Raw genomic sequence first — 18,913 nt, forward strand, 5'->3', positions numbered from 1 at the left:
GACCACGCCACCCGTCCTTGGATCAAAGATTTCCATGAACCGGACGCAGCGCTGAAGCGACCCACGCTCAGGCAGGGAACATTTGGCTCAACGATCATGAAAACGGCATCCAGACTTCTGCAGATCCTCGCACTCGGCGCCTGCTTCACGGCGCAGGCTCACGGCGCCTTCTCGATGCCGGGCGTGCGGCAGGCATTGCGCACCATCGACGGTGCCGGCGGTCAGGCCGTACCGCCGATCAACGTTTCCCTCGAGATGATGAAGCGGGCCTGAAGCTCAGGCCGCCAAGCCACCCGCCTGCGTCTTCAAAAATGCCTCACCGCAAGCCTTGGCCAGATTGCGCACCCGCAGGATGTAGCTCTGCCGCTCAGTGACCGAAATCACGCCGCGTGCGTCGAGCAGGTTGAAGACATGGCTGGCCTTGATGCACTGGTCGTAGGCCGGGAAAACCATGCGGTGCATCGGCAGATTGTCGTTCGATGCCGGCGCGCCGGCGTCGAGCAGCGCCTTGCACTCGGCCTCGGCGTCCTCGAAGTGGCGCAGAAGCATCGCCGTGTCGGCGTATTCGAAATTGTGGCGCGAATATTCCTGCTCGGCCTGCAGGAAGACATCGCCATAGGTGACCTTGTCGGCGCCTTCGCGGCCGTTGAAATTGAGGTCGTAGACATTGTCGACGCCCTGCACATACATGGCCAGCCGCTCCAGCCCGTAGGTGAGTTCGCCGGCCACAGGCGCGCATTCGATGCCGCAGACCTGCTGGAAATAGGTGAACTGCGAGACTTCCATGCCGTCGCACCAGCATTCCCAGCCGAGACCCCAGGCGCCCAGCGTCGGGCTTTCCCAATCATCCTCGACGAAGCGGATGTCGTGCAGCAGCGGATCGACGCCGATCGCCGCCAGCGAGCCGAGATAGAGCTCCTGCAAATTGGGCGGGTTCGGCTTCAGGATCACCTGGTACTGGTAATAATGCTGCAGCCGGTTCGGGTTCTCGCCATAGCGGCCATCCTTGGGACGACGCGAGGGTTGGACATAGGCAGCGTTCCAGCGTTTTGGGCCGAGCGCGCGCAGCGTCGTTGCCGGATGAAAGGTGCCGGCGCCGACTTCCATGTCATAGGGTTGCAGGATGACGCAGCCATAGGCCGCCCAGTAGTTGTGCAAGGTCAGGATCAGCCCCTGGAACGAGCGGCTGGGATGCATATGGGCGGGGATTTCAATTGTCACGGGTGGCCTCGACAGCACAGGCTAGCTTGCCGGCACGTCCTAGAGACCCAGCAGCAAAGCGTCAAGCAAGGCACGCCGATGCCGTCACCCCGACATTATGGACAATGTTGAAAGCTTTGCAGGGGCTGGCCCATTGCCCATCTCTCGGGCCTACGCTCTGTTTGCCTGTGCAGCAACGACAACAGGTTTCAGCCATGCCCAGCCCGATCGTCATCCGCCCTGTCGCGCGACAGGATTTCGAGCGATGGCTGCCGCTGTGGGACGGCTACAATGCATTTTATGGCCGCTCGGGCGAAACGGCCCTGCCGGGTGAGATTACCCAGATGACATGGTCTCGTTTCTTCGATGCCTATGAGCCGGTCCACGCGCTGGTGGCCGAAGGCGAGGGACAGCTTCTCGGCCTCGTGCACTATCTCTTCCATCGCAGCACCACGGCGATTGCGCCCAATTGCTACCTGCAGGACCTTTTCACCACGCAGGCATCGCGTGGCAAAGGCATCGGACGGGCGCTGATCGAGGGCGTCTATGAGCGCGCCCAGGCGGCCGGCTCAGGCCGGGTATACTGGCTGACGCATGAGACCAATCACACGGCGATGAAGCTTTACGACAAGGTCGCCGAACACTCCGGCTTCGTCGTCTATCGCAAGCTCTTCTGAGGCAGCCAGCCGAATACGGTTCAAACGAAAACGGGACTCCGAAAGAGCCCCGTTTGCGTTGAATTCAAATGGCTGACTTCATCCCTTCGGGGCGGGCACCGGCTCCGGCTTGACCTTCGGGGTCTCCTGCGCCGTGTTGGATTCGATCGGCGGCAGGCCCTTCATCAGCTTCTGCTGCAAGTTGGCCAGCACATCGGGATCCGGCTTCAGGTCGCGAGCCTGGTTCCACTGGAAGGTGGCTTCCAGCTTGCGACCGACGCGCCAGTAGGCATCGCCGAGGTGATCGTTGAGAACCGGATCTTCCGGCTTCAGCGACACGGCGCGTTCCATTTCGCGTACCGCGTCATCGAACCTGCCGAGGCGGAAATAGGCCCAACCCAGCGAATCGACGATGTAACCGTCGCTCGGCCTGAGGTCGACGGCCTTTTGAATCATCGCCAGGCCTTCCTTGAGGTTCATGTTCATGTCGACCCAGGAATAGCCGAGATAGTTCAGCACTTGCGGCTGGTCGGGGAACAGTTCCAGCGCCTTGCGGAAGTTCGGCTCGGCCTTGGGCCATTCCTTCAGGCGCTCATAGGCGATGCCGCGCTGGTAGAAGATGTTCCAGTTGGCCGCGGTCGGCGCCTTCAGCACCTCGACGGCCTTATCGTAGAGAGTGGCGGCCGAACGGAAATCGTCCTTCGAGGAATAGACTCCACCGAGCGCCAAATAGGCGCGCATGTCATTGGGATGGGCGTCGACCAAGGCTTTCAGATGGGTGATCGCTTCTTCGTGACGGTCAAGGTCGGCAAGATTGAGGCCGAGTTGCAGGTCCGAAAGCTCCTTCAGCGGCGAAGCGGCGGGAATCCGGCGATAGAGCGCGATGGCACCTTCGCCGTCCTTCAATTGCTCGGACACGGCGGCGAGTTGCACAAGGGCAGCGTCGCTATCTGGCTTCAAAGCAAGCGCATATTGCAGATAGAGGCGGACGAAGGGCTCGCCGCCGCCACGGTTGAGCGCGGTGGCGAGGTCGAGCAGGATTTCGGAGGCGCCATCGGATGGGCCGGCAACCAGGGGCGCAATCTTGTCGCCTTTTGCTATTCGGTCGCGCAAGGCGACGATTTCCAGCTTGCCCGGCGAAAACGCCTCGGCCTGGTCGAGCACCGACAGGGCCTTGGTCTTGTCGCCCTTGCGAGCCAGGAACGAGGCGTAAGCCTGGGCGTTGCGCATCCAGGTTTCGGGAGCGGCACCACCGGCGGCGGTGTCCTGCATGGTCGCGGCATAGATCGCCTCGGCCTTTTCGGGCATGCCGGATGCATCAGCGATCAGGGCACGGTGGAACGACTTGAACAGGCCGAACCAATCCGGCCCCTGCAGCTTGTCGATGGACGCCATCGCATCGGCAGGCTCGCCGGCGCCTTGCTGCGCCCAGCCGGACATCACCCCGGAGATCAGCCGGTCGAGATCGGATTCCAGCGACAGCTTGAGCCAGTACTGCGCCTTGGTGAAATCCTTCTTGTGGAAGGAATCGACGGCGAGCGCCAACCGCGAGAAACGCTCGACGTCAGGCACTTCCTTGAGCTTGTCGGCATAGACCAGGGACTCGTCGAAGCGCCCTTGCGCGATCAGCGACAGCATCAGGCTCTGCTGCAGGCCGGTGTCGCTCGGGTCAAAGGCCAATGCTTGCTTGTAGTAGGCGATGGCGCTGTCGAGGTCGTTATCGCCTTCGGCGATCCGGGCTGCCAGATAGGCGCCCGAAAACGACGTGATCTTGACCGGTTCGCTGGTCTGCTTGGCATAGGCCGGCAAAGCCGAGATCGCCATGCCTGTCACAATTGCCAGCCTTGTCAGCCAGCGCGCACATCCTTGCCGCATCGTATCCCTTTCAGCCAGGCGCCATCTCCGCGTCAGCGGGATCGGCGTAGACTCGATCTTTCCAGGCAAAGCATGGCCTTTTTGGGGTCGCGCTTCAATCCGCCTCGAATTCACAATCCGGGCACCCGATTAACAAACCATTGCGACAGGGGGCAGTTTTCCGATTTGAATTTCGGCCATGGCCCTGCGCAGCGCCGAATATATCACAGCTTCGACCCTTGAGCTCGGCTTCGACCGCTAAGGCTCGGGGCCAATATCAGCCCTCGGCTGGCGACGCGGACCGCTGCACCAGCGCGTCGCTATGTCCACCGGCCGCTATCGTGCTGCACAGTTCGTTCCATTCGCAGCCGCCGCAGGCCTTGCGTACAAGGCCAGCCGAAAACGCCTGCCGCATCCGGGCTAAGGTCCCCGTGTCGAGATCGAGGTGGGTGCCGACACGGATTGGCCGCGCCAGCAATTCCTCTACATCCAGCGCGGCGAGCCGGTCCCGCTCGACGACGCTCTCGTTGAAGCAGTGAGGTTCCGGCTCGTCGAGCAGTGGAGCGCAGACATCGTCGGGGCCGGAAACGAGGAGGATGTCCTCGCCCCGGCTCAGGCGCTCCGCGACGCGATCATAATTGGCGATGAAGGCGGGGCTGTATCCCTTGCCCACATAGGTGAGCAGGCAAAGAAGGTGATGGGCGCGCAGCCTGATCGTCACGGATTGGCCGGCTTCGCCTTGCCGCCGGGAAGGGCCATGAGGGTCGCGGCACCCAGCGCTGACTTGAGCAAGCCGCCGACGATGAACGGCAGGAAGCCGAAGGCAACGGCCTGTTCGGCTCCAATCATGATGGCAAGCCATGCTGTGCCAAGCACAAGGCAGGCAAGGTTGCCAAGCAGCATGGCGACGAAGGCAAGCATCACCCTTTTGCCGTTCCAGCCGCGTTCGGCCAGCCAGCCGACCAGCGCGCCGACAAGCGGGAAGGCGAAGAGATAGCCACCCGTCGGCCCGACGAAATACGACGCGCCCCCTACCCCTCCGGACAGAACCGGCAAGCCGATGGCCCCCTCGACCAGCCAGGCGACGATGGTCAGCGCGCCAAGCCGCCAGCCATAGAGGGCGCCGATCAGGGTCACCGCAAAGGTCTGCATGTTTACCGGGACCGGCACCATCGGCACCTCGATATAGGACGCCAGCGCCAGGAACAGCGTGCCAAGCACGACGGCTCCAACCTGCCAGGCAAGAGAACGATCCTGGAGCCGGAGCGGACTGAACGACGGCTTGCCGGGTGAGAATGCGACGTCTGTCATTGGGATTCCTTCGATCGATTGCAAATTATAGATAATTTCTGTTTTCGATCTATTATCGAATCCACACTTCCCTGGGGATTGCAAGCCCTGGCTTTGGCGGAGGCCGTCTAACCCACGATGGCAAAAGCTTCGCGCGTCGTTCCGGAAGCCGTCCTGACCGGCTTGCGGCCAATCCATTGGACGTGCCGCCCCAGTGTGACGGCCGCGGATTCGGTGTTTCCCTGCCGCAAGGCGGTGAGGATCGCGCGATGGTCCTGATCGGTGCGCGTCTCCCACTCCGACCGCCATGCCGCGAACAGGAAACGGGCGCTTGCCGCGTGCAGGTCGTCGATGGTCGCGAGCAGGCGCGGCATGCCGCATGGCGACAGGATCAAGCGGTGGAAGGCGCGGTTGGCCTCTTCCCACGACCTGACATCGCGGGACTTGTCGCCGGCCTTGGTCGCCTCCTCGGCGAGATCGAGAATGGCCGATGTCAGATGCGGCGCGGCGTGGCGCAGCGCCAGCACTTCGAGTGCTGCCCGCATTTCGGCGACCTCCTTGACCTCGCCCAGATCGAAAGACGCGACACGCACGCCGCGGCGCGGCTCGCCGATGGCCAGTCCCTGCGCCTCGAGACGGCGGAAGGCCTCGCGCACCGGAACATGGCTGGTTTGGAATTCCTCGGCGATATGATCCTGCCGAAGCCTGGCCCCTGGCTCGATCGCACCGGAAATGATGCGGTCCGCCAGAACCTTGCTGATGCGCACCGCGATGGTGTCGTCCGTGCCCTTTGCCATGTTTATAGATAATTTGCGGCAGGGCAGCTTGTCGAGCCAATTGCAGTCGAAATCGCGAGGCGCCAGAAGCAAGACTCAAGGCTGCGAGACGAAACCGTCGAGTGCAGGCATCGCCACGGTGATCAGGTCATGCAGCCGCTTCTTCGGCACCCCGTCGCGCGCCTGCACAGAGAGGCCAAACAACAGCGTGGTGTAGTAGTCGCCAAGCGCTTCCGGATCAGTATCCGGCTTGAGGTCGCCGTCGCGAACGCCCTTTCTCAGGCGCTCGACAATCAATGCATTGCGCGCCAGGCGACGCTCGGCCAGCCAATGCAGCACGCCGTCATTTTCAGTGGCGCAGTTGGTGGCGGCCGAGACAACCATGCAGCCCTTCGGCAGATCCGGCCTCGTATAGATATCGATAGCATTGCGCAGCAGCCTTTCGACAAATAGCCTTGCGGTCGGCTCCTCGGCTAGCGCACTGGTGGCGAAGCTTCCTTCGCTGGTTTCGTAGAGAACAACGGCCTCCCGAAACAGCCCCTCCTTCGAGCCAAAGGCGGCATAGATCCGCGCCGATGCCAGGCCAAGCATGGACACCAGGTCGGCCATCGAGGTGCCCTCGTAGCCGCGCGTCCAGAAGGCATCGCGCGCTTTCTGCAGAGCCTGGGCTCTGTCGAACTCCCTTGGCCGTCCCGCCATCGCAGTCTCCATTTCTTTATCGATCAACAAATAATCCGCTTGACTCAGGATTGCAAATTCAATTCTTTGTCGATCGATCAAGAATCAAAAGGAGATTGGCATGAGCACACTCGATCAAGGGGTGCCGTTCGGCGCCACGGCGACACAGGGAGGAACGGGCGCGAAGCGCGGCGCCACGCTGGCATTGCTCGCCTTCGCCCAACTTATCATCGCTCTCGACATCAACATCGTCTTCGTGGCGCTGCCCGAAATCGGGGCTGGGCTGGGCTTTTCCGGCCAGACCTTGCAATGGGTGGTGAGCGCCTACACCGTGTTTACCGGCGGCTTTCTATTGTTCGGCGGCCGCGCCGCCGATCTCATCGGCCAGCGCCGCATTTTCATCTTCGCGCTCTGGCTCTATGCGCTGTCATCCCTGCTCGGCGGTCTCGCCTGGTCGCCCGGGATCATCATCGCAGCGCGTGCCGTCCAAGGCATCGGCGCCGCCTTCCTGTTTCCGGCGACATTGTCGCTGGTCAATCGCCTGTTCGCCGAAGGGCCGGAACGCAACCGGGCGCTGGCGGTGTGGGGCGGCGCCGGCGCGAGCGGGCTCACCCTTGGCTCGTTGGCCGGTGGATTCCTGACAGGCGCCTTCGGCTGGTCGTCGGTCTTCTACGTCAATGTGCTGCTGGCTGGCTTCGCCATCATCGCCGCTTTTGCCATCATTCCACGCGACCCCAAGCGGCGCGAGCACCGCAACTTCGATCTGCCGGGCGCGCTGACCGTCACCGCAGGCGCCACGCTGCTGGTCTTCACGCTGGTCCAGGGACCTGAATATGGCTGGGGTTCGCCAGCGATCATCGCCAGCGCCGCGCTGGCAGCGATCTTCATCATCGCCTTCGCGCTGATAGAGGCAAGGAGCGCCGACCCTCTGATGCCGCTGCGGCTGTTCCGCAATCGCAGCCTCGTCGCCGGCATGACGATCACCTTCCTGTTCATGGGAACGTTCGGGGCCCTGCCCTATTTCCTCACCGTCCTGTTGCAGACCGTGCATGGCTTTACCGCGCTGGAAACCGGCCTCGCCTTCCTGGTGCCGTCGATCGCCATCGCCGCCGGCACGCAGCTCGGTGAACGCCTGGCAACGCGCTTTTCAACCCGCTCGACCCTGGTCGGCGGCATGGTCATAGGGGCGGCCGGCACGGCGCTGATGGTCCTTGGAGCATCAGCCAACAGCTTCTATCTGGCTCTCGTTCCAGGGCTGATCATCTCCGGTGTCGGACAGGGCATCGTCTGGACCGCCATGTGGATCGCGGCCGCGTCGGGCGTGGCTCACGACGAACAGGGCGTCGCCTCGGGGATGGCCTGCACGACGCTCAACATCGGCAACGCGATCGGCATGGCGACGTTGATCGCGATCGCCAACAGCCATGTCGGCGGATTGAGCGGCGATGCACTGAAGGCCGCGATAGCCGACGGCATACAGATCGCCTTCTGGCTGGCGGCGGCGGGCATCTTTGTCAGCCTGCTGGCCGCCTTCGCTTTGCCGGGAAAGGGGAAGTAGCCGGCAACCGGGTGACGCCGCTCAGTTCACCCGGCTGATGCAGAAATCGATGACGTCGATCAGCGCCGATTTCTGCGGCGTCGCTTCCAGCGGCGCCAGCGCGTCGCGGGCGATCTCGCCGAAATGGCGGGCGCGTCCGATCGTGTCGGCAATGGCGCCGTGGCGGGTCATCAGGCCGGTCGCCTTTTCCAGGCCGGCGTCATCGGTGACATTGTCCTCGATGGCGCGCTTCCAGAAGGTGCGCTCGGCCTTGGTGCCGCGCCGATAGGCCAGGATGACCGGCAGTGTCACCTTGCCCTCGCGGAAATCGTCGCCGACATTCTTGCCCAGATCCTTGCTGGTGCCGCCATAGTCCAGCGCGTCATCGATCAGCTGGAAGGCAAGGCCAAGGTTCATGCCATAGGAGCGCAGCGCCGCACGGTCGTTGCGCGTCGCCTGGGCAATGACCGGACCGACTTCGGCGGCGGCTGAAAACAGCGCCGCGGTCTTGGCCTTGATGACGGCGAAATGCTCATCCTCGGTGGTTTCGAGGTTCTTGGCGGCGGCAAGCTGCATGACCTCGCCCTCGGCGATGATCGAGGCCGCACTCGACAGGATGTCGAGCGCTTCGAGCGAACCGACATCGACCATCATGCGGAAGGCCTGGCCGAGCAGGAAGTCGCCGACCAGCACGCTCGCCTGGTTGCCCCAGATCATGCGGGCGGTCTTCTTGCCGCGGCGCATGCCGCTCTCGTCGACGACATCGTCGTGCAGCAAAGTCGCCGTGTGCATGAATTCGACCGAGGTGGCGAGCTTGACGTGGCCCTCGCCGGCATAGCCGAACATCTGCGCGGCGGCGAGCGTCAGCATCGGCCGCAGCCGCTTGCCGCCGGAGGAGATAAGATGGTTGGCAACCTCCGGGATCATCTCGACGTCGGAGCCGGCCTTGGACAGGATCAATTCATTGACGCGTCCCATATCGGCCGCCGTCAGATCGATCAGATCCTTGATGGAGGCGGGCTCCCGCTTCCCGTTTTCGATGTTGAGAACGACACCCACAACAATCACTCCCGTCTTGGTATAGAGCGTGCGACGGCACCCTTAGTCCCTGCATGGACTCTAGGGCGGCGGACATGGCCACGGCAAGTGGCGAATTGGCGCGGCGTCGATGACGGAATGTCAACGACCCGAGAGGGAACGGGGACCCGAGAGGGAACGGGGCTCTGCCTCGGAATCCCCTGCCCGTTTACATCAATAGCGCAAACTGCGAGTTTCATACGATGATAGAACTTGTCCGCACCAACGATGCCGTGATCATCTCCTTTGTTGAATCGCTGATGCGCGACGCCGGCATCGCCTGCTTTGTCGCCGATCAGAATATGAGCATTCTCGAAGGGTCGATCGGCCTTTTGCAGAAACGCGTCATGGTCGATGCCGACCAGGCCGACGCGGCACGGCGCATCCTCAGGGATGCCGGCATCGCCAACGAAATCCGCGGAAAATAATGTCCGCCGCGCCCGCCGCCCTTGTCCCGGACACGCCGGCCCATACGGTCGACGCTTTCCATCGCGGCCGGTTCTGGCTCGTCCAGCCCAAGCAGGGCGGCCATCGCGCCGGCATGGATGCGATGATGCTGGCGGCATCCGTGCCATCGACCTTTGGCAGGCGCCTGGCCGATTTCGGCGCGGGAGCCGGAGCTGCCGGACTGGCGGTGCTGTCACGCTGCCCGGCGGCAGAGGCGGTGCTTGTCGAACGCGCGCCGGAAATGGCGGCCTTCGCGGCGGCGACGCTTGCCCATCCCGGCAATGCCCATCTCAGCGATCGCGCCTCCGTGCTGGTCGCCGATGTCACCGTATCGGGCCGGGCGCGGGCGGCCGCCGGCCTCGCCGACAACGACTTCGACTTCGTCATCATGAACCCGCCTTTCAATGCTCCCCGGGACCGCGCCACATCGGATCGCCTGCGAAAGGAAGCCCATGTCATGGAGGACGGGCTGTTCGAGAGCTGGATCAGAAGTGCGGCGGCGGTGGTCAAGCCGCGCGGCGGGCTCGCCGTAATCGCCCGGCCCGAACAGCTCGGCGCCATTCTCGATGCGATCACAGGCCGCTTCGGCGATGCCGAGATGCTCGCCGTCCACCCTCGTCCCGATGCGGCGGCGATCCGCATCGTCGTGCGGGCAGCGCTCGGGGCACGGGGAAAGCTCGCCATACGCCCGCCCCTGATGCTCCACGCGCAATCAGGCAACGGCCCCGACGAGCGCAGCGAAATCATCGCCAACGGCCTCGCCTCGCTGTTCGGAGATTGAGCTATTCTGCCCGGCGACATTGCCGTTGGCCGGGAAATCCCTACATGCCTGCAACCCATCGACCGGAGACTGCGCCCTCGTGAAACGCCTTATCAACCGCCTGCTGCCGAAATCCTGGCGCTCCACCGCCGTCACTATTCCGGTCATCCGGCTGCACGGCACCATCATGGCAGGCGGTGGCCAGTTTCGGCCGAGCCTGTCGCTGGCTTCCACCGCCGGCCTCATCGAGAAGGCGTTTTCCTACGACGCGCCGGCGGTCGCCATCTCGATCAATTCGCCGGGCGGCTCGCCGGTGCAGTCTCGGCTGATCTTCAAGCGCATCCGTGACCTGGCCACGGAAAAGGACAAAAAGGTGCTGGTCTTCGTCGAGGACGTCGCGGCGTCGGGCGGCTACATGATCGCGGTCGCCGGCGACGAGATCTTCGCCGACCCGTCGTCCATCGTCGGGTCGATCGGTGTGGTCTCGGCTTCGTTTGGCTTCCCGGAACTGATGAAGAAGATCGGCATCGAGCGACGTGTCCACACAGCTGGCCAGAACAAGGCGGTGCTCGATCCGTTCAAGCCCGAGAAGAAGGAAGACGTCGAACGCCTGAAAGCGCTGCAGCTCGAGGTGCACGGCACCTTCATCGACCTCGTCAAGGAGCGGCGCGGCACGAAACTGAAGGACGATCCGGACCTGTTCACCGGCCTGTTCTGGACCGGCATCAAGGGCCTCGAACTCGGGCTGGTCGATGCGCTCGGCGACATGCGCACTGTGCTCAAGACCCGTTTCGGGGCGAAAACCCAACTCAGGCTGATCACGACACCGCGCGGTTTCCTTAGCCGCTTCGGCCTGTTCGGCTCAAGCAAGGGCTTTTCAGCGCCCGATATCGCAGCCGCTGCCGCCAGCGGCGTGATCGATGCGGCGGAAGAGCGCGCATTGTGGTCTCGCTTCGGGCTTTGAAAACCCGGCAAAACCGTCTAGCATGAGAGCTTGAGTTTCATGCATGTCGTGTTCCCAAAAGCGGGTCGACATGCATCAACCTACCCGACCGGCCGCCTTCGCCGGCCCAGCGTGGGAGGAGTTTTGGCATGCCGCAGATCATTTTCTTCGCCGTCGTTGGCGTTGCCGCCTATTTCGGCTACCGCACCTTCATTAGGGAAGCCGAGCGCGTGACCGCCAAGGTGCGGCGCACAGAAAAGCAAACGGCCAACGGCGCGATCGGCACTTTGGTCAAGGATCCGAAGACCGGCGAATACCGGCTGGCCAAGGACTGAGCATCATCCCGCAGACGATTGTGGACACCGACATCGGGTCGCGTAGCTGGCACGCACACGCCAAAATCAATCTTGCGCTGCATGTCACCGGCAGGCGCCCTGACGGCTATCATCTGATCGAGAGCCTGGCGGTGTTCACACGGTTTGGCGACAGGGTCGAAATCGCGCCCGCCGACGGCGATGAGTTTACCGTATCCGGCCGTTACGCCCCGGCCGTTCCTCTCGACGCCAGCAATCTGGTGCTCAAGGCGCGCGATGCCCTGCGGCAGACAGCCGGGCACGAGAGAACACCGCCGGTCGCTATTCGGCTGGAAAAGAACCTGCCGGTAGCCTCCGGCGTCGGCGGCGGTTCGAGCGACGCGGCGACCGTGCTGCGCGGACTGGTGGAGACATGGGCGCTGGACATCGATGGCAGCGAGCTGGCGCGGATCGGCCTTTCGCTTGGCGCCGATGTGCCGATGTGCCTGGCGGCAAAGCCGCTGGTGGCGCGTGGCATCGGCGATGAACTGTCGATGGTGCCGGATTTTTCGGCGCTTGGCCTGGTGTTGGTCAATCCAGGCACCCCGGTGTCGACGGCGGATGTCTTTGCAGCGCTTTCCCGGCGCGACAATGAGGCCTTGCCGCCGCTGCCGCGCAGCATCGATTTTCACAGCCTGCGCAACTGGCTGGAGATCACCCGCAACGATCTCGAGCCCGCGGCGCTGGAGGTGCAACCCGCAATCGGCAGGGCGCTTTCCTGGCTGAACAAGGCCGGATCGGGGTTCTCGCGGATGTCGGGATCCGGCGCGACATGTTTCGGCCTGTTCGAAACCGGCAATGTCGCCAAGCGCGCCGCCGCCGAAATCCGCGGCCGCCAGCCCGACTGGTTCGTTGCCGCGACGCGCAGCATCGCATCGGAGGGCGCAGATGGCCAGAATTGACGAGAGCCGCTCCTTCATTCCCGTGCGCATCGCGGTGCTGACCGTTTCGGATACGCGCAGCCTCGCCGACGACAAATCCGGCCAGACGCTGGCCGACCGCATCACCGAGGCCGGCCATCTGCTGGCGGCCCGCAATATCGTCACCGACGACCGCGAGAAAATCCGCGACACGGTTCTGGCGTGGTCACAGGACAAGAATATCGATGTCGTCATCACCACCGGCGGCACCGGCTTCACAGGCCGTGACGTGACGCCGGACGCGCTGGAGCCGATCTTCGAAAAGCGCATGGATGGCTTTTCGGAAGTGTTCCACCGGATTTCCTACGACAAGATCGGCACCTCGACGATCCAGAGTCGGGCGACCGGCGGCGTCGTCAACGCCACCTTCGTCTTCGTGCTGCCGGGTTCGCCAGGCGCCTGCAAGGACGCGTGGGACGGCATCCTGAAAGCGCAGCTCGACTACCGGCACATGCCGTGCAACTTCGTCGAGATCATGCCGCGCCTGGACGAGCATTTACGGCGCGGCAAATCGGCTTTGTAAAAGCCAGGCAAAGCGTCGGTTCCACGCCGCTTTTGCAGGCAGAACAGCACCGGTGCCTTCGAAACACCATTCCAAACCGAACCTCGGAAAAGTACCTTGCCTGAAGGCGATCATCGCCATCACGACAAGGCAGAACCATGACCACGCATACCGGCGGATGCCATTGCGGCAACATACGCCTTGCATTTTCAACCGAACTCGACCCATCGCAAATCGAAGTTCGCGCCTGCCAATGCTCGTTCTGTGTCAGACATGGTTCGCGCGCCATTGCCGATCCGGACGGCAGACTGACCATCTCGGTCAAGGATGAGGCGCGATTGCGAAAATATCAGTTCGGGCTGAGGACGGCCGACTATTTGATCTGCCGGGATTGCGGCGTCTATGTCGCCGCAATCGCCGGAGAGGATGACGCAAGGGCGATCGTCATCATCAACGCCCTGGACGACCGAGAGCGGTTCAATCAGGAGCCGGCTCGTGTCGACTTCGATGCCGAAAGCCGGGCACAGCGCCAAGCCAGGCGCCGCGCTCACTGGACGCCTGTCGAGATGAGCTTCGGATAGGCAGCTCTCAGCGGATGACCGGCTCGCCATGAAACCGTCGGCGCGACGGCGGCGATACGCCGAAGCCGACTTCCATCATCAGTCGCGGCGTGCGTGCCGGCACGGTGCCCATATGAAAGCCAAAGGGGTCCTCGACGAAGCCGAGACCGGCCTCGCCGGTCAGCGTCACCGGGCTCTGCTCGCCATAGACATCCAGAACCTGTTGCGCGGGATGGCCGACCAGAAGGGTAAGCTGATGCTTTAGGCTGCGGCGCTTGTGGCTGCCCCTGACATAGACATGCGGACCGGTGTCGGCGTCGACCGGCTTGAGGTAGAAGAAGAATTTCAGCATGCGCCAGTCGTCGAGGTCAAAATGATACTTGCCGAGCGAGGCGAGGTTCTTGTCGGCATCCGAAGCGGCACCTGTGGGAAAACTCCACCAGACCCGCGTCGTGATCAGTTTCGCCTGGCCGCCGAGATAGTGCGCGGCAATATCCAGAAGCAGCGGATCGCGCTGGATGGCAAGCGCCGCCGGGCAGTCGAGGATGCGCTCGAAAAAATGCCCGCTAAGCAGCGAGCGGCCAAGGCGTTTCTCGGCCTCGGCATGTTCCCCCGGCATGAATTCGAGACGGCGGTCGAAATTGCCGAAGCAAGGCGTGCGCCCGGCGAAGTCGGCGATCTCTTCATGGATATCAGGCGGCAGGACCAGGCCTGAGAACAGCCCGTCGGAGCGCAACGCATCGACGACCGCTCCCCGTTCGACACCGGCAAACATCGTATCCCCGGCATTGGCGACCGGGCGGGCGCGCTTTGCGCCGAGCCAATGCATGCGGCGTCCGGGCATGGTGCGCGCCAACACGAACATCGGCAGCCAGGCAGGGTTCTCACGCAGGTCCGTCAGATAGGTTGGAATACGCACGGCGATGCGCCGCAGCAGGCTGCCGTTGCGCGCAATGGCCTCGAGACTGGCCGCGCCGGATGTGTCGGGGGTTAAAAGCTTCATTGGGTCCTCGGCTATGAGAGCACCACCGATGCCGCATCGGTGCTCGCCTCTCGGCATGACCCAAACCCAATTCCCGCTTGAACGGAAGCTAACCCCGCGTCAAACTTTGTGCAATGCACAATGACCTGAGCAACTGCAAAAAATCACGTCGAGGGGCGGCGCTCCTGCTTGGCCGGCGCCATCCAGATTTCGGCGTCGAGCCGCTTCGTCGCGAGGCCGCGGGCGATGGCCTCGGCACTGCCGGCACTCTTGGCCGCGGCCGCCGCCTGACGCTTGCTGATCAGCAAGCCGTCGGCCAAGGCGCGGTTTCCCGAAAAGACCCGGGCCAGGAATGGCGTGCGACTGGCTCGCGTGCGCGAAAACCGTGCCGCCATGGTCTGCCTGGCCGTATGGGCGACAACTTCATCGATCCAGCCCTCCACCAGCCGCGCGCCCGGCTCCAGGAGCAGCAACCAATCCCCCTTGGCCTGGCGGATGCCGGCAGCGACACCGCCCGTCACGTACTGACAGCCGGCATGCTCGGCCACATGATGCGTCTGGTCGGTAGAGCCTGTGTCGCAGACGATGACTTCACGCACCACGCCTTCGACCGCGCCGCCAATCAACGAGGCGAGCGTGCGGGCGAGGCCCTCCTCGTCGTTGCGGGTTTCGATGAGAACACTGAGCATCCTTAGCCGAATAGCGGAAAGCGCCCGACAGCGCCAGTTTTGCATCGCACCATAGAAAGTTCTTGCTTTGTTCTTATCAACGAAATAGGAATAATTTCATGAGCAGAGCGATTCGACACAACATGGACAGTCCCTGGGAGCGGGCGAAAATGGAACAGATCGTGCGCGCCGACATTGCAGCTTTCGGAGCAGGAAGAGCCGAGATGGCCAACGCGATGGTCGAGCAGAGCGGCATGCGTGTCCGCCCGGACCGCAACCGCGGCAGGTCAGCGGGTATCAATCCGTCCGGCCGGTTCGAGCCGGTCAGCCGGCACGTGTTCGACGATGGCTGGAATTCGCTGGAGGAACTGCCGCCCTTCAAGACCGAAGTGCAGGTCGAGAAGCCGCGCACAATCATCACCCGCAACGAATCGCCCGACATTTCCTTCGACCGTTCCATCAACCCCTATCGCGGCTGCGAGCATGGCTGCGTCTATTGCTTTGCCCGCCCGACGCACGCGTTCATGGGCCTGTCGCCGGGTCTCGATTTCGAATCGAAGTTGTTCGCCAAGCCTGATGCGGCGCGCTTGCTTGACAAGGAGCTTTCGAAAGACAGCTACCAGCCGCGCACCATCGCCATCGGCACCAACACCGACCCCTACCAGCCGATCGAGAAGCAATACCGGATCATGCGCGAAATTCTCGAAGTGCTGGAAGCGCGCGGCCATCCAGTCGGCATCGTGACAAAGTCCGCTCTGGTGACGCGCGATATCGATATCCTGTCACGCATGGCCGAACGCGGGCTCGCCAAGGTGGCGCTGTCGGTGACGACGCTCGACCGTATGCTGGCGCGCACCATGGAGCCGCGCGCGTCGACACCGACCAAGCGGCTGGAAGCGATCCGGCAGCTTTCGGATGCCGGCATTCCGGCGTCGGTCATGGTGGCTCCTATCATTCCGGGCCTGACCGATCCGGAGATGGAACGCATCCTCGATTCCGCACGTGCGGCCGGCGCGCGCGAAGCGGGCTACGTGATCCTGCGCCTGCCGCTGGAGGTCAGCCCGATCTTCAAGGATTGGCTGCTGCGCCATTATCCCGACCGCTACCGCCATGTGATGTCGCTGGTCCGCTCGATGCGCGACGGCAAGGACTACGATTCGGAATGGGGCAAGCGCATGAAGGGCGCCGGTCCCTACGCCTGGCAGATCGGCCGGCGCTTCGAGATCACAGCCAAGCGGCTCGGCCTCAATGCCGAACGGCGCACGCTGCGGACCGACCAGTTCGTTGCCGCCGGGAAAGACCAGGTGCAGCTGACGCTGCTTTGAGAGACAATTCGTCGCGGTGGTTTGATCCGTCGCGGCACCAGAATCCCGTCCGGCCTGCCCCGGCCTGCAGACGGTGCCCTCCCGGTCCGGCGCCCCACCCGACCCGGAGGGACTTGCGGAGAATCAGAGCCGATGCGAACCTCGCCGCAACATGGCTCGCGCGCGTTCTGATTCTCCGCCTCTCTTTGAGATCATCGAGAAGCCTGACTTCTCCTTCGAGACGAAGGCGATGGCGGAGGGCCTGTGGCCGGTCGCCGGGATGGACGAGGCCGGCCGTGGCCCCCTGGCCGGGCCGGTGGTCGCCGCGGCCGTGGTGCTTGATCCCGCCAACATTCCGGACGGCCTCGACGATTCCAAACGCCTCAGCCATTTGCAGCGTGAGGCCTTGTTCCTGCGAATTCTTGGCTCCGCGCAGGCGGTCTCGATGGCCTCAATCAGTGCCGAGGGCATCGACGGCAGCAACATCCTCAAGGCAAGCCTGGAAGCCATGCGGCGCGCCCTTGTCGGACTGTCGGTCCGACCGAAACTAGCCCTCGCTGATGGACGCGACGTGCCGCCGGGGCTGCCTTGTGAAGGGCGCGCGCTGATCAAGGGCGACCAGCGTTCGCAATCGATCGCTGCCGCCTCGATCGTCGCCAAGGTGATGCGTGACCGCATGATGTGCGGCTGCGGCAATCATCACGACCGCTACGGGTTCGAAGTCCACATGGGCTACGCCACGGTTCGCCATCGCACCGCGATCGAAGCGCATGGCCCGGTGGCGCGGCTGCATCGCGTGTCGTTTTCGCCGTTCAGGCTGGGTGGCGCTGAAGTGGTCGAAGAAGAGAGCTTTGCTGGGCTGGATTGAGCAACGGCAGCAGCGACAAGTCAATCTCCCCCTTGTGGGGAGATTGACCGCTTCAGCGTCTCACGCACTCTCCAAGCAAAAAAGCCGCCAGGTTGCCCGGGCGGCTTTAATTGTATGAGGGCTGTGAGGGCTCAGTTCAGCTTCGACTTCACGTCCGCAAGCGAAGCCTTGAACAGATCGGCACCGGCCTTGGCGTCGATCTTGCCGGCAAGCAGCGCGCGCGCTGCCTCGACGGCGATATCGACGGCGCTGGCGCGGACTTCGCTGATGGCGTCACGCTCGGCCTGGCCGATCTTCTGTTCGGCAAGCGCGGTGCGCCTGACAACATAGTCCTCGGTTTTCTTGTGCGCCTCGGCGGCAAGCATATCGGCTTCGCGCTTGGCGGCGGCGACGATGTCGGCGGCCTCCTGCTCGGCTTCCTTGCGCTTGCGCTGATACTGGCCAAGCAGTTGCTGGGCCTCCTCGCGCAGTCGGCGTGCTTCGTCCAGTTCATTGCTGATCCTGGCGGCGCGGGCGTCGAGCGCCTTGGCGATCAGGCGAGGCACCTTGATGTAGACGGCAATGCCCAGGAAGATGACCAGGGCAACCGTGGCCCAGAGCGTCGCGAGAGATGTGTAATCCATGATGCGCTCCTCACCGGGCCACGGATTTGACCGCGGCCGCGATCTCGGCCTTGCTGGCCTTGCCGCCAGCCAGGGCTTCGACGATCGCCGAAGCGGTATCCTCGGCGATGCTGCCGACTTCCTTCATGGCATTGGCCTTGATGGAAGAAATGCGGGCTTCGGCTTCGCCAAGCTTGGCGTCGAGCGCGGCCTCGACCTTCTTGCGCGCGGTGTCGGCCTCGGCCTTGGCCGCGTCGTTGGCCTGCTGGCCGATCGCGTTGGCCTTGGTCTTGGCTTCCGCCAGTTCCTGCTCGTAGGCAGCAACGGCGGCGTCGGCCTCGCCCTTCAACTTGGCCGCCTGATCAAGGTCCTGCGTGATGCGATCGTTGCGGACATCGATGATGCCGCCGACGCGCGGCATCACCACCCGCTTCAGGAAGAGATAGAACAGCCCGAAGGTGATCGCCAGCCACAGAAGCTGCGACGGGAACGTCGCCGGATCGAATGGCGGAAACGTGCCATGCGCTTCAGCAGGCACGCTGGTGCCGGAATGCGTTTCGCCTTCCGTCGCAGCGTGGCTGGTATCGGCTGATGGCGCGGACTCTTGCGCAAAGGCAGATGTCACGAACATGGACTATCCCCGAAATTCAGGCCCGCCGCTTGCGCGGCCGGCCTGTCCAATCTTCCCGAGTGCTCAGCCGAACAGGGCCAGAAGCGCGATGAGAAGCGAGAAGATGCCCAGAGCTTCGGTCACGGCGAAGCCGAAGATCAGGCGGCCGAACTGGCCATCGGCAGCCGACGGGTTGCGCAGAGCGCCCGCCAGGTAGCTGCCGAAGATGTTGCCGAGGCCAATGCCCGCGCCACCCATGCCCAGGCAAGCGATGCCGGCGCCGATGTACTTTGCTGCTTCTGCGTCCATTTGTTCAACTCCTTTGG

At 63.5% G+C, this 18,913-nt stretch carries 24 protein-coding genes; 12 read left to right on the plus strand and 12 right to left on the minus strand.

Translation table 11 applies throughout. From position 1 onward, the window contains the following. The first annotated feature begins 96 nt into the window (after positions 1-96). A complete protein-coding gene (locus NKJ11_RS02605) occupies positions 97-273 on the plus strand; it encodes a hypothetical protein (RefSeq protein WP_164781615.1) in 177 nt (58 codons plus the stop codon). 3 nt (positions 274-276) lie between these two features. Here the strand turns inward: NKJ11_RS02605 and NKJ11_RS02610 are convergent, their stop codons facing one another. Then, a complete protein-coding gene (locus tag NKJ11_RS02610) occupies positions 277-1,197 on the minus strand; it encodes a glycine--tRNA ligase subunit alpha (protein WP_206637984.1) in 921 nt (306 codons plus the stop codon). A 218-nt stretch (positions 1,198-1,415) separates the two neighbouring features. Here NKJ11_RS02610 and NKJ11_RS02615 point away from each other — a divergent pair, with 218 nt between their 5' ends. Further along, positions 1,416-1,877, plus strand: coding sequence for a GNAT family N-acetyltransferase (locus tag NKJ11_RS02615; RefSeq protein ID WP_352792661.1), 462 nt, complete (start codon positions 1,416-1,418; stop codon positions 1,875-1,877). A gap of 78 nt (positions 1,878-1,955) precedes the next feature. Here NKJ11_RS02615 and NKJ11_RS02620 read toward each other — a convergent pair whose 3' ends face one another. From NKJ11_RS02620 to NKJ11_RS02640, 5 genes are all read right to left on the minus strand, one after another. Further along, positions 1,956-3,731 (minus strand): tetratricopeptide repeat protein, encoded by a 1,776-nt coding sequence (locus NKJ11_RS02620; protein ID WP_352609415.1) that lies wholly within the window; start codon positions 3,729-3,731, stop codon positions 1,956-1,958. 256 nt (positions 3,732-3,987) lie between these two features. Further along, entirely contained in the window at positions 3,988-4,431 is a 444-nt protein-coding gene (locus tag NKJ11_RS02625) for a DUF1284 domain-containing protein (protein WP_352792662.1), read from the minus strand. Then, positions 4,428-5,021, minus strand: coding sequence for a biotin transporter BioY (locus NKJ11_RS02630; RefSeq protein WP_352609411.1), 594 nt, complete (start codon positions 5,019-5,021; stop codon positions 4,428-4,430). Before NKJ11_RS02630 ends, NKJ11_RS02625 begins: the two co-directional genes overlap by 4 nt. A gap of 107 nt (positions 5,022-5,128) precedes the next feature. Beyond that, positions 5,129-5,797 (minus strand): GntR family transcriptional regulator, encoded by a 669-nt coding sequence (locus NKJ11_RS02635; protein ID WP_127290934.1) that lies wholly within the window; start codon positions 5,795-5,797, stop codon positions 5,129-5,131. Between the two features lie 75 nt (positions 5,798-5,872). Continuing rightward, positions 5,873-6,475 carry a TetR/AcrR family transcriptional regulator gene (locus tag NKJ11_RS02640; protein ID WP_352792663.1) on the minus strand — a complete coding sequence of 201 codons (603 nt, stop codon included), beginning with the start codon at positions 6,473-6,475 and terminating at the stop codon, positions 5,873-5,875. Positions 6,476-6,575: 100 nt separating this feature from the next. Between NKJ11_RS02640 and NKJ11_RS02645 the strand changes: the two genes are divergently transcribed. Then, the gene (locus NKJ11_RS02645) at positions 6,576-8,012 is read left to right on the plus strand and encodes an MFS transporter (RefSeq protein WP_352792664.1); all 1,437 of its coding nucleotides are present in this window, start codon (positions 6,576-6,578) and stop codon (positions 8,010-8,012) included. Between the two features lie 21 nt (positions 8,013-8,033). On the opposite strand, the gene NKJ11_RS02650 is transcribed toward NKJ11_RS02645, so the two are convergent. Next, entirely contained in the window at positions 8,034-9,050 is a 1,017-nt protein-coding gene (locus NKJ11_RS02650; protein ID WP_027035988.1) for a polyprenyl synthetase family protein, read from the minus strand. 221 nt (positions 9,051-9,271) lie between these two features. On the opposite strand from NKJ11_RS02650, the gene NKJ11_RS02655 reads away from it, so the two are divergent. The 7 genes from NKJ11_RS02655 (at position 9,272) to NKJ11_RS02685 (ending at position 13,574) form a co-directional block, all read left to right on the plus strand. Beyond that, positions 9,272-9,496: a putative signal transducing protein gene (locus tag NKJ11_RS02655; RefSeq protein ID WP_063167652.1), complete on the plus strand. Its 225-nt coding sequence runs from the start codon at positions 9,272-9,274 to the stop codon at positions 9,494-9,496. Further along, a complete protein-coding gene (locus NKJ11_RS02660) occupies positions 9,496-10,296 on the plus strand; it encodes a tRNA1(Val) (adenine(37)-N6)-methyltransferase (protein ID WP_352674095.1) in 801 nt (266 codons plus the stop codon). Before NKJ11_RS02655 ends, NKJ11_RS02660 begins: the two co-directional genes overlap by 1 nt. 79 nt (positions 10,297-10,375) lie before the next feature. Beyond that, positions 10,376-11,239, plus strand: coding sequence for a S49 family peptidase (locus tag NKJ11_RS02665; RefSeq protein WP_352792665.1), 864 nt, complete (start codon positions 10,376-10,378; stop codon positions 11,237-11,239). Positions 11,240-11,367: 128 nt separating this feature from the next. Then, positions 11,368-11,553, plus strand: coding sequence for a membrane protein (locus tag NKJ11_RS02670; RefSeq protein ID WP_023808667.1), 186 nt, complete (start codon positions 11,368-11,370; stop codon positions 11,551-11,553). A 20-nt stretch (positions 11,554-11,573) separates the two neighbouring features. Next, positions 11,574-12,473 (plus strand): 4-(cytidine 5'-diphospho)-2-C-methyl-D-erythritol kinase, encoded by a 900-nt coding sequence (locus NKJ11_RS02675; protein ID WP_023808668.1) that lies wholly within the window; start codon positions 11,574-11,576, stop codon positions 12,471-12,473. Beyond that, the gene (moaB, locus tag NKJ11_RS02680) at positions 12,460-13,014 is read left to right on the plus strand and encodes a molybdenum cofactor biosynthesis protein B (RefSeq protein ID WP_023808669.1); all 555 of its coding nucleotides are present in this window, start codon (positions 12,460-12,462) and stop codon (positions 13,012-13,014) included. The genes NKJ11_RS02675 and moaB overlap by 14 nt, the downstream gene beginning before the upstream one ends. A 137-nt stretch (positions 13,015-13,151) precedes the next feature. Next, a complete protein-coding gene (locus NKJ11_RS02685) occupies positions 13,152-13,574 on the plus strand; it encodes a GFA family protein (protein WP_023808670.1) in 423 nt (140 codons plus the stop codon). Between the two features lie 7 nt (positions 13,575-13,581). Here NKJ11_RS02685 and NKJ11_RS02690 read toward each other — a convergent pair whose 3' ends face one another. Further along, positions 13,582-14,556, minus strand: coding sequence for a hypothetical protein (locus tag NKJ11_RS02690; RefSeq protein WP_352792666.1), 975 nt, complete (start codon positions 14,554-14,556; stop codon positions 13,582-13,584). Between the two features lie 143 nt (positions 14,557-14,699). Next, positions 14,700-15,224: a glycosyltransferase gene (locus NKJ11_RS02695; RefSeq protein WP_023808672.1), complete on the minus strand. Its 525-nt coding sequence runs from the start codon at positions 15,222-15,224 to the stop codon at positions 14,700-14,702. A 149-nt stretch (positions 15,225-15,373) separates the two neighbouring features. Here NKJ11_RS02695 and NKJ11_RS02700 point away from each other — a divergent pair, with 149 nt between their 5' ends. Both NKJ11_RS02700 and rnhB read left to right on the plus strand, forming a co-directional pair. Next, the gene (locus tag NKJ11_RS02700; RefSeq protein ID WP_023808673.1) at positions 15,374-16,528 is read left to right on the plus strand and encodes a PA0069 family radical SAM protein; all 1,155 of its coding nucleotides are present in this window, start codon (positions 15,374-15,376) and stop codon (positions 16,526-16,528) included. A gap of 151 nt (positions 16,529-16,679) precedes the next feature. Then, complete coding sequence (gene rnhB, locus NKJ11_RS02705; RefSeq protein ID WP_127290952.1) at positions 16,680-17,375, plus strand: ribonuclease HII; 696 nt, start codon at positions 16,680-16,682, stop codon at positions 17,373-17,375. A gap of 131 nt (positions 17,376-17,506) precedes the next feature. Here the strand turns inward: rnhB and NKJ11_RS02710 are convergent, their stop codons facing one another. The 3 genes from NKJ11_RS02710 to NKJ11_RS02720 all read right to left on the minus strand — a co-directional run bounded on the left by NKJ11_RS02710 (position 17,507) and on the right by NKJ11_RS02720 (position 18,896). Further along, on the minus strand, positions 17,507-17,998 hold the full coding sequence (locus NKJ11_RS02710) for a F0F1 ATP synthase subunit B (protein ID WP_023808675.1): 492 nt from the start codon (positions 17,996-17,998) through the stop codon (positions 17,507-17,509). 10 nt (positions 17,999-18,008) lie between these two features. After that, positions 18,009-18,608 carry a F0F1 ATP synthase subunit B gene (locus NKJ11_RS02715; protein ID WP_023808676.1) on the minus strand — a complete coding sequence of 200 codons (600 nt, stop codon included), beginning with the start codon at positions 18,606-18,608 and terminating at the stop codon, positions 18,009-18,011. Positions 18,609-18,671: 63 nt separating this feature from the next. Next, positions 18,672-18,896 carry a F0F1 ATP synthase subunit C gene (locus NKJ11_RS02720; protein WP_006206606.1) on the minus strand — a complete coding sequence of 75 codons (225 nt, stop codon included), beginning with the start codon at positions 18,894-18,896 and terminating at the stop codon, positions 18,672-18,674. Positions 18,897-18,913 lie beyond the last annotated feature (17 nt).

Origin of the sequence: Mesorhizobium sp. M0243 (assembly GCF_040321775.1) — a bacterium.
GTDB lineage: Bacteria > Pseudomonadota > Alphaproteobacteria > Rhizobiales > Rhizobiaceae > Mesorhizobium.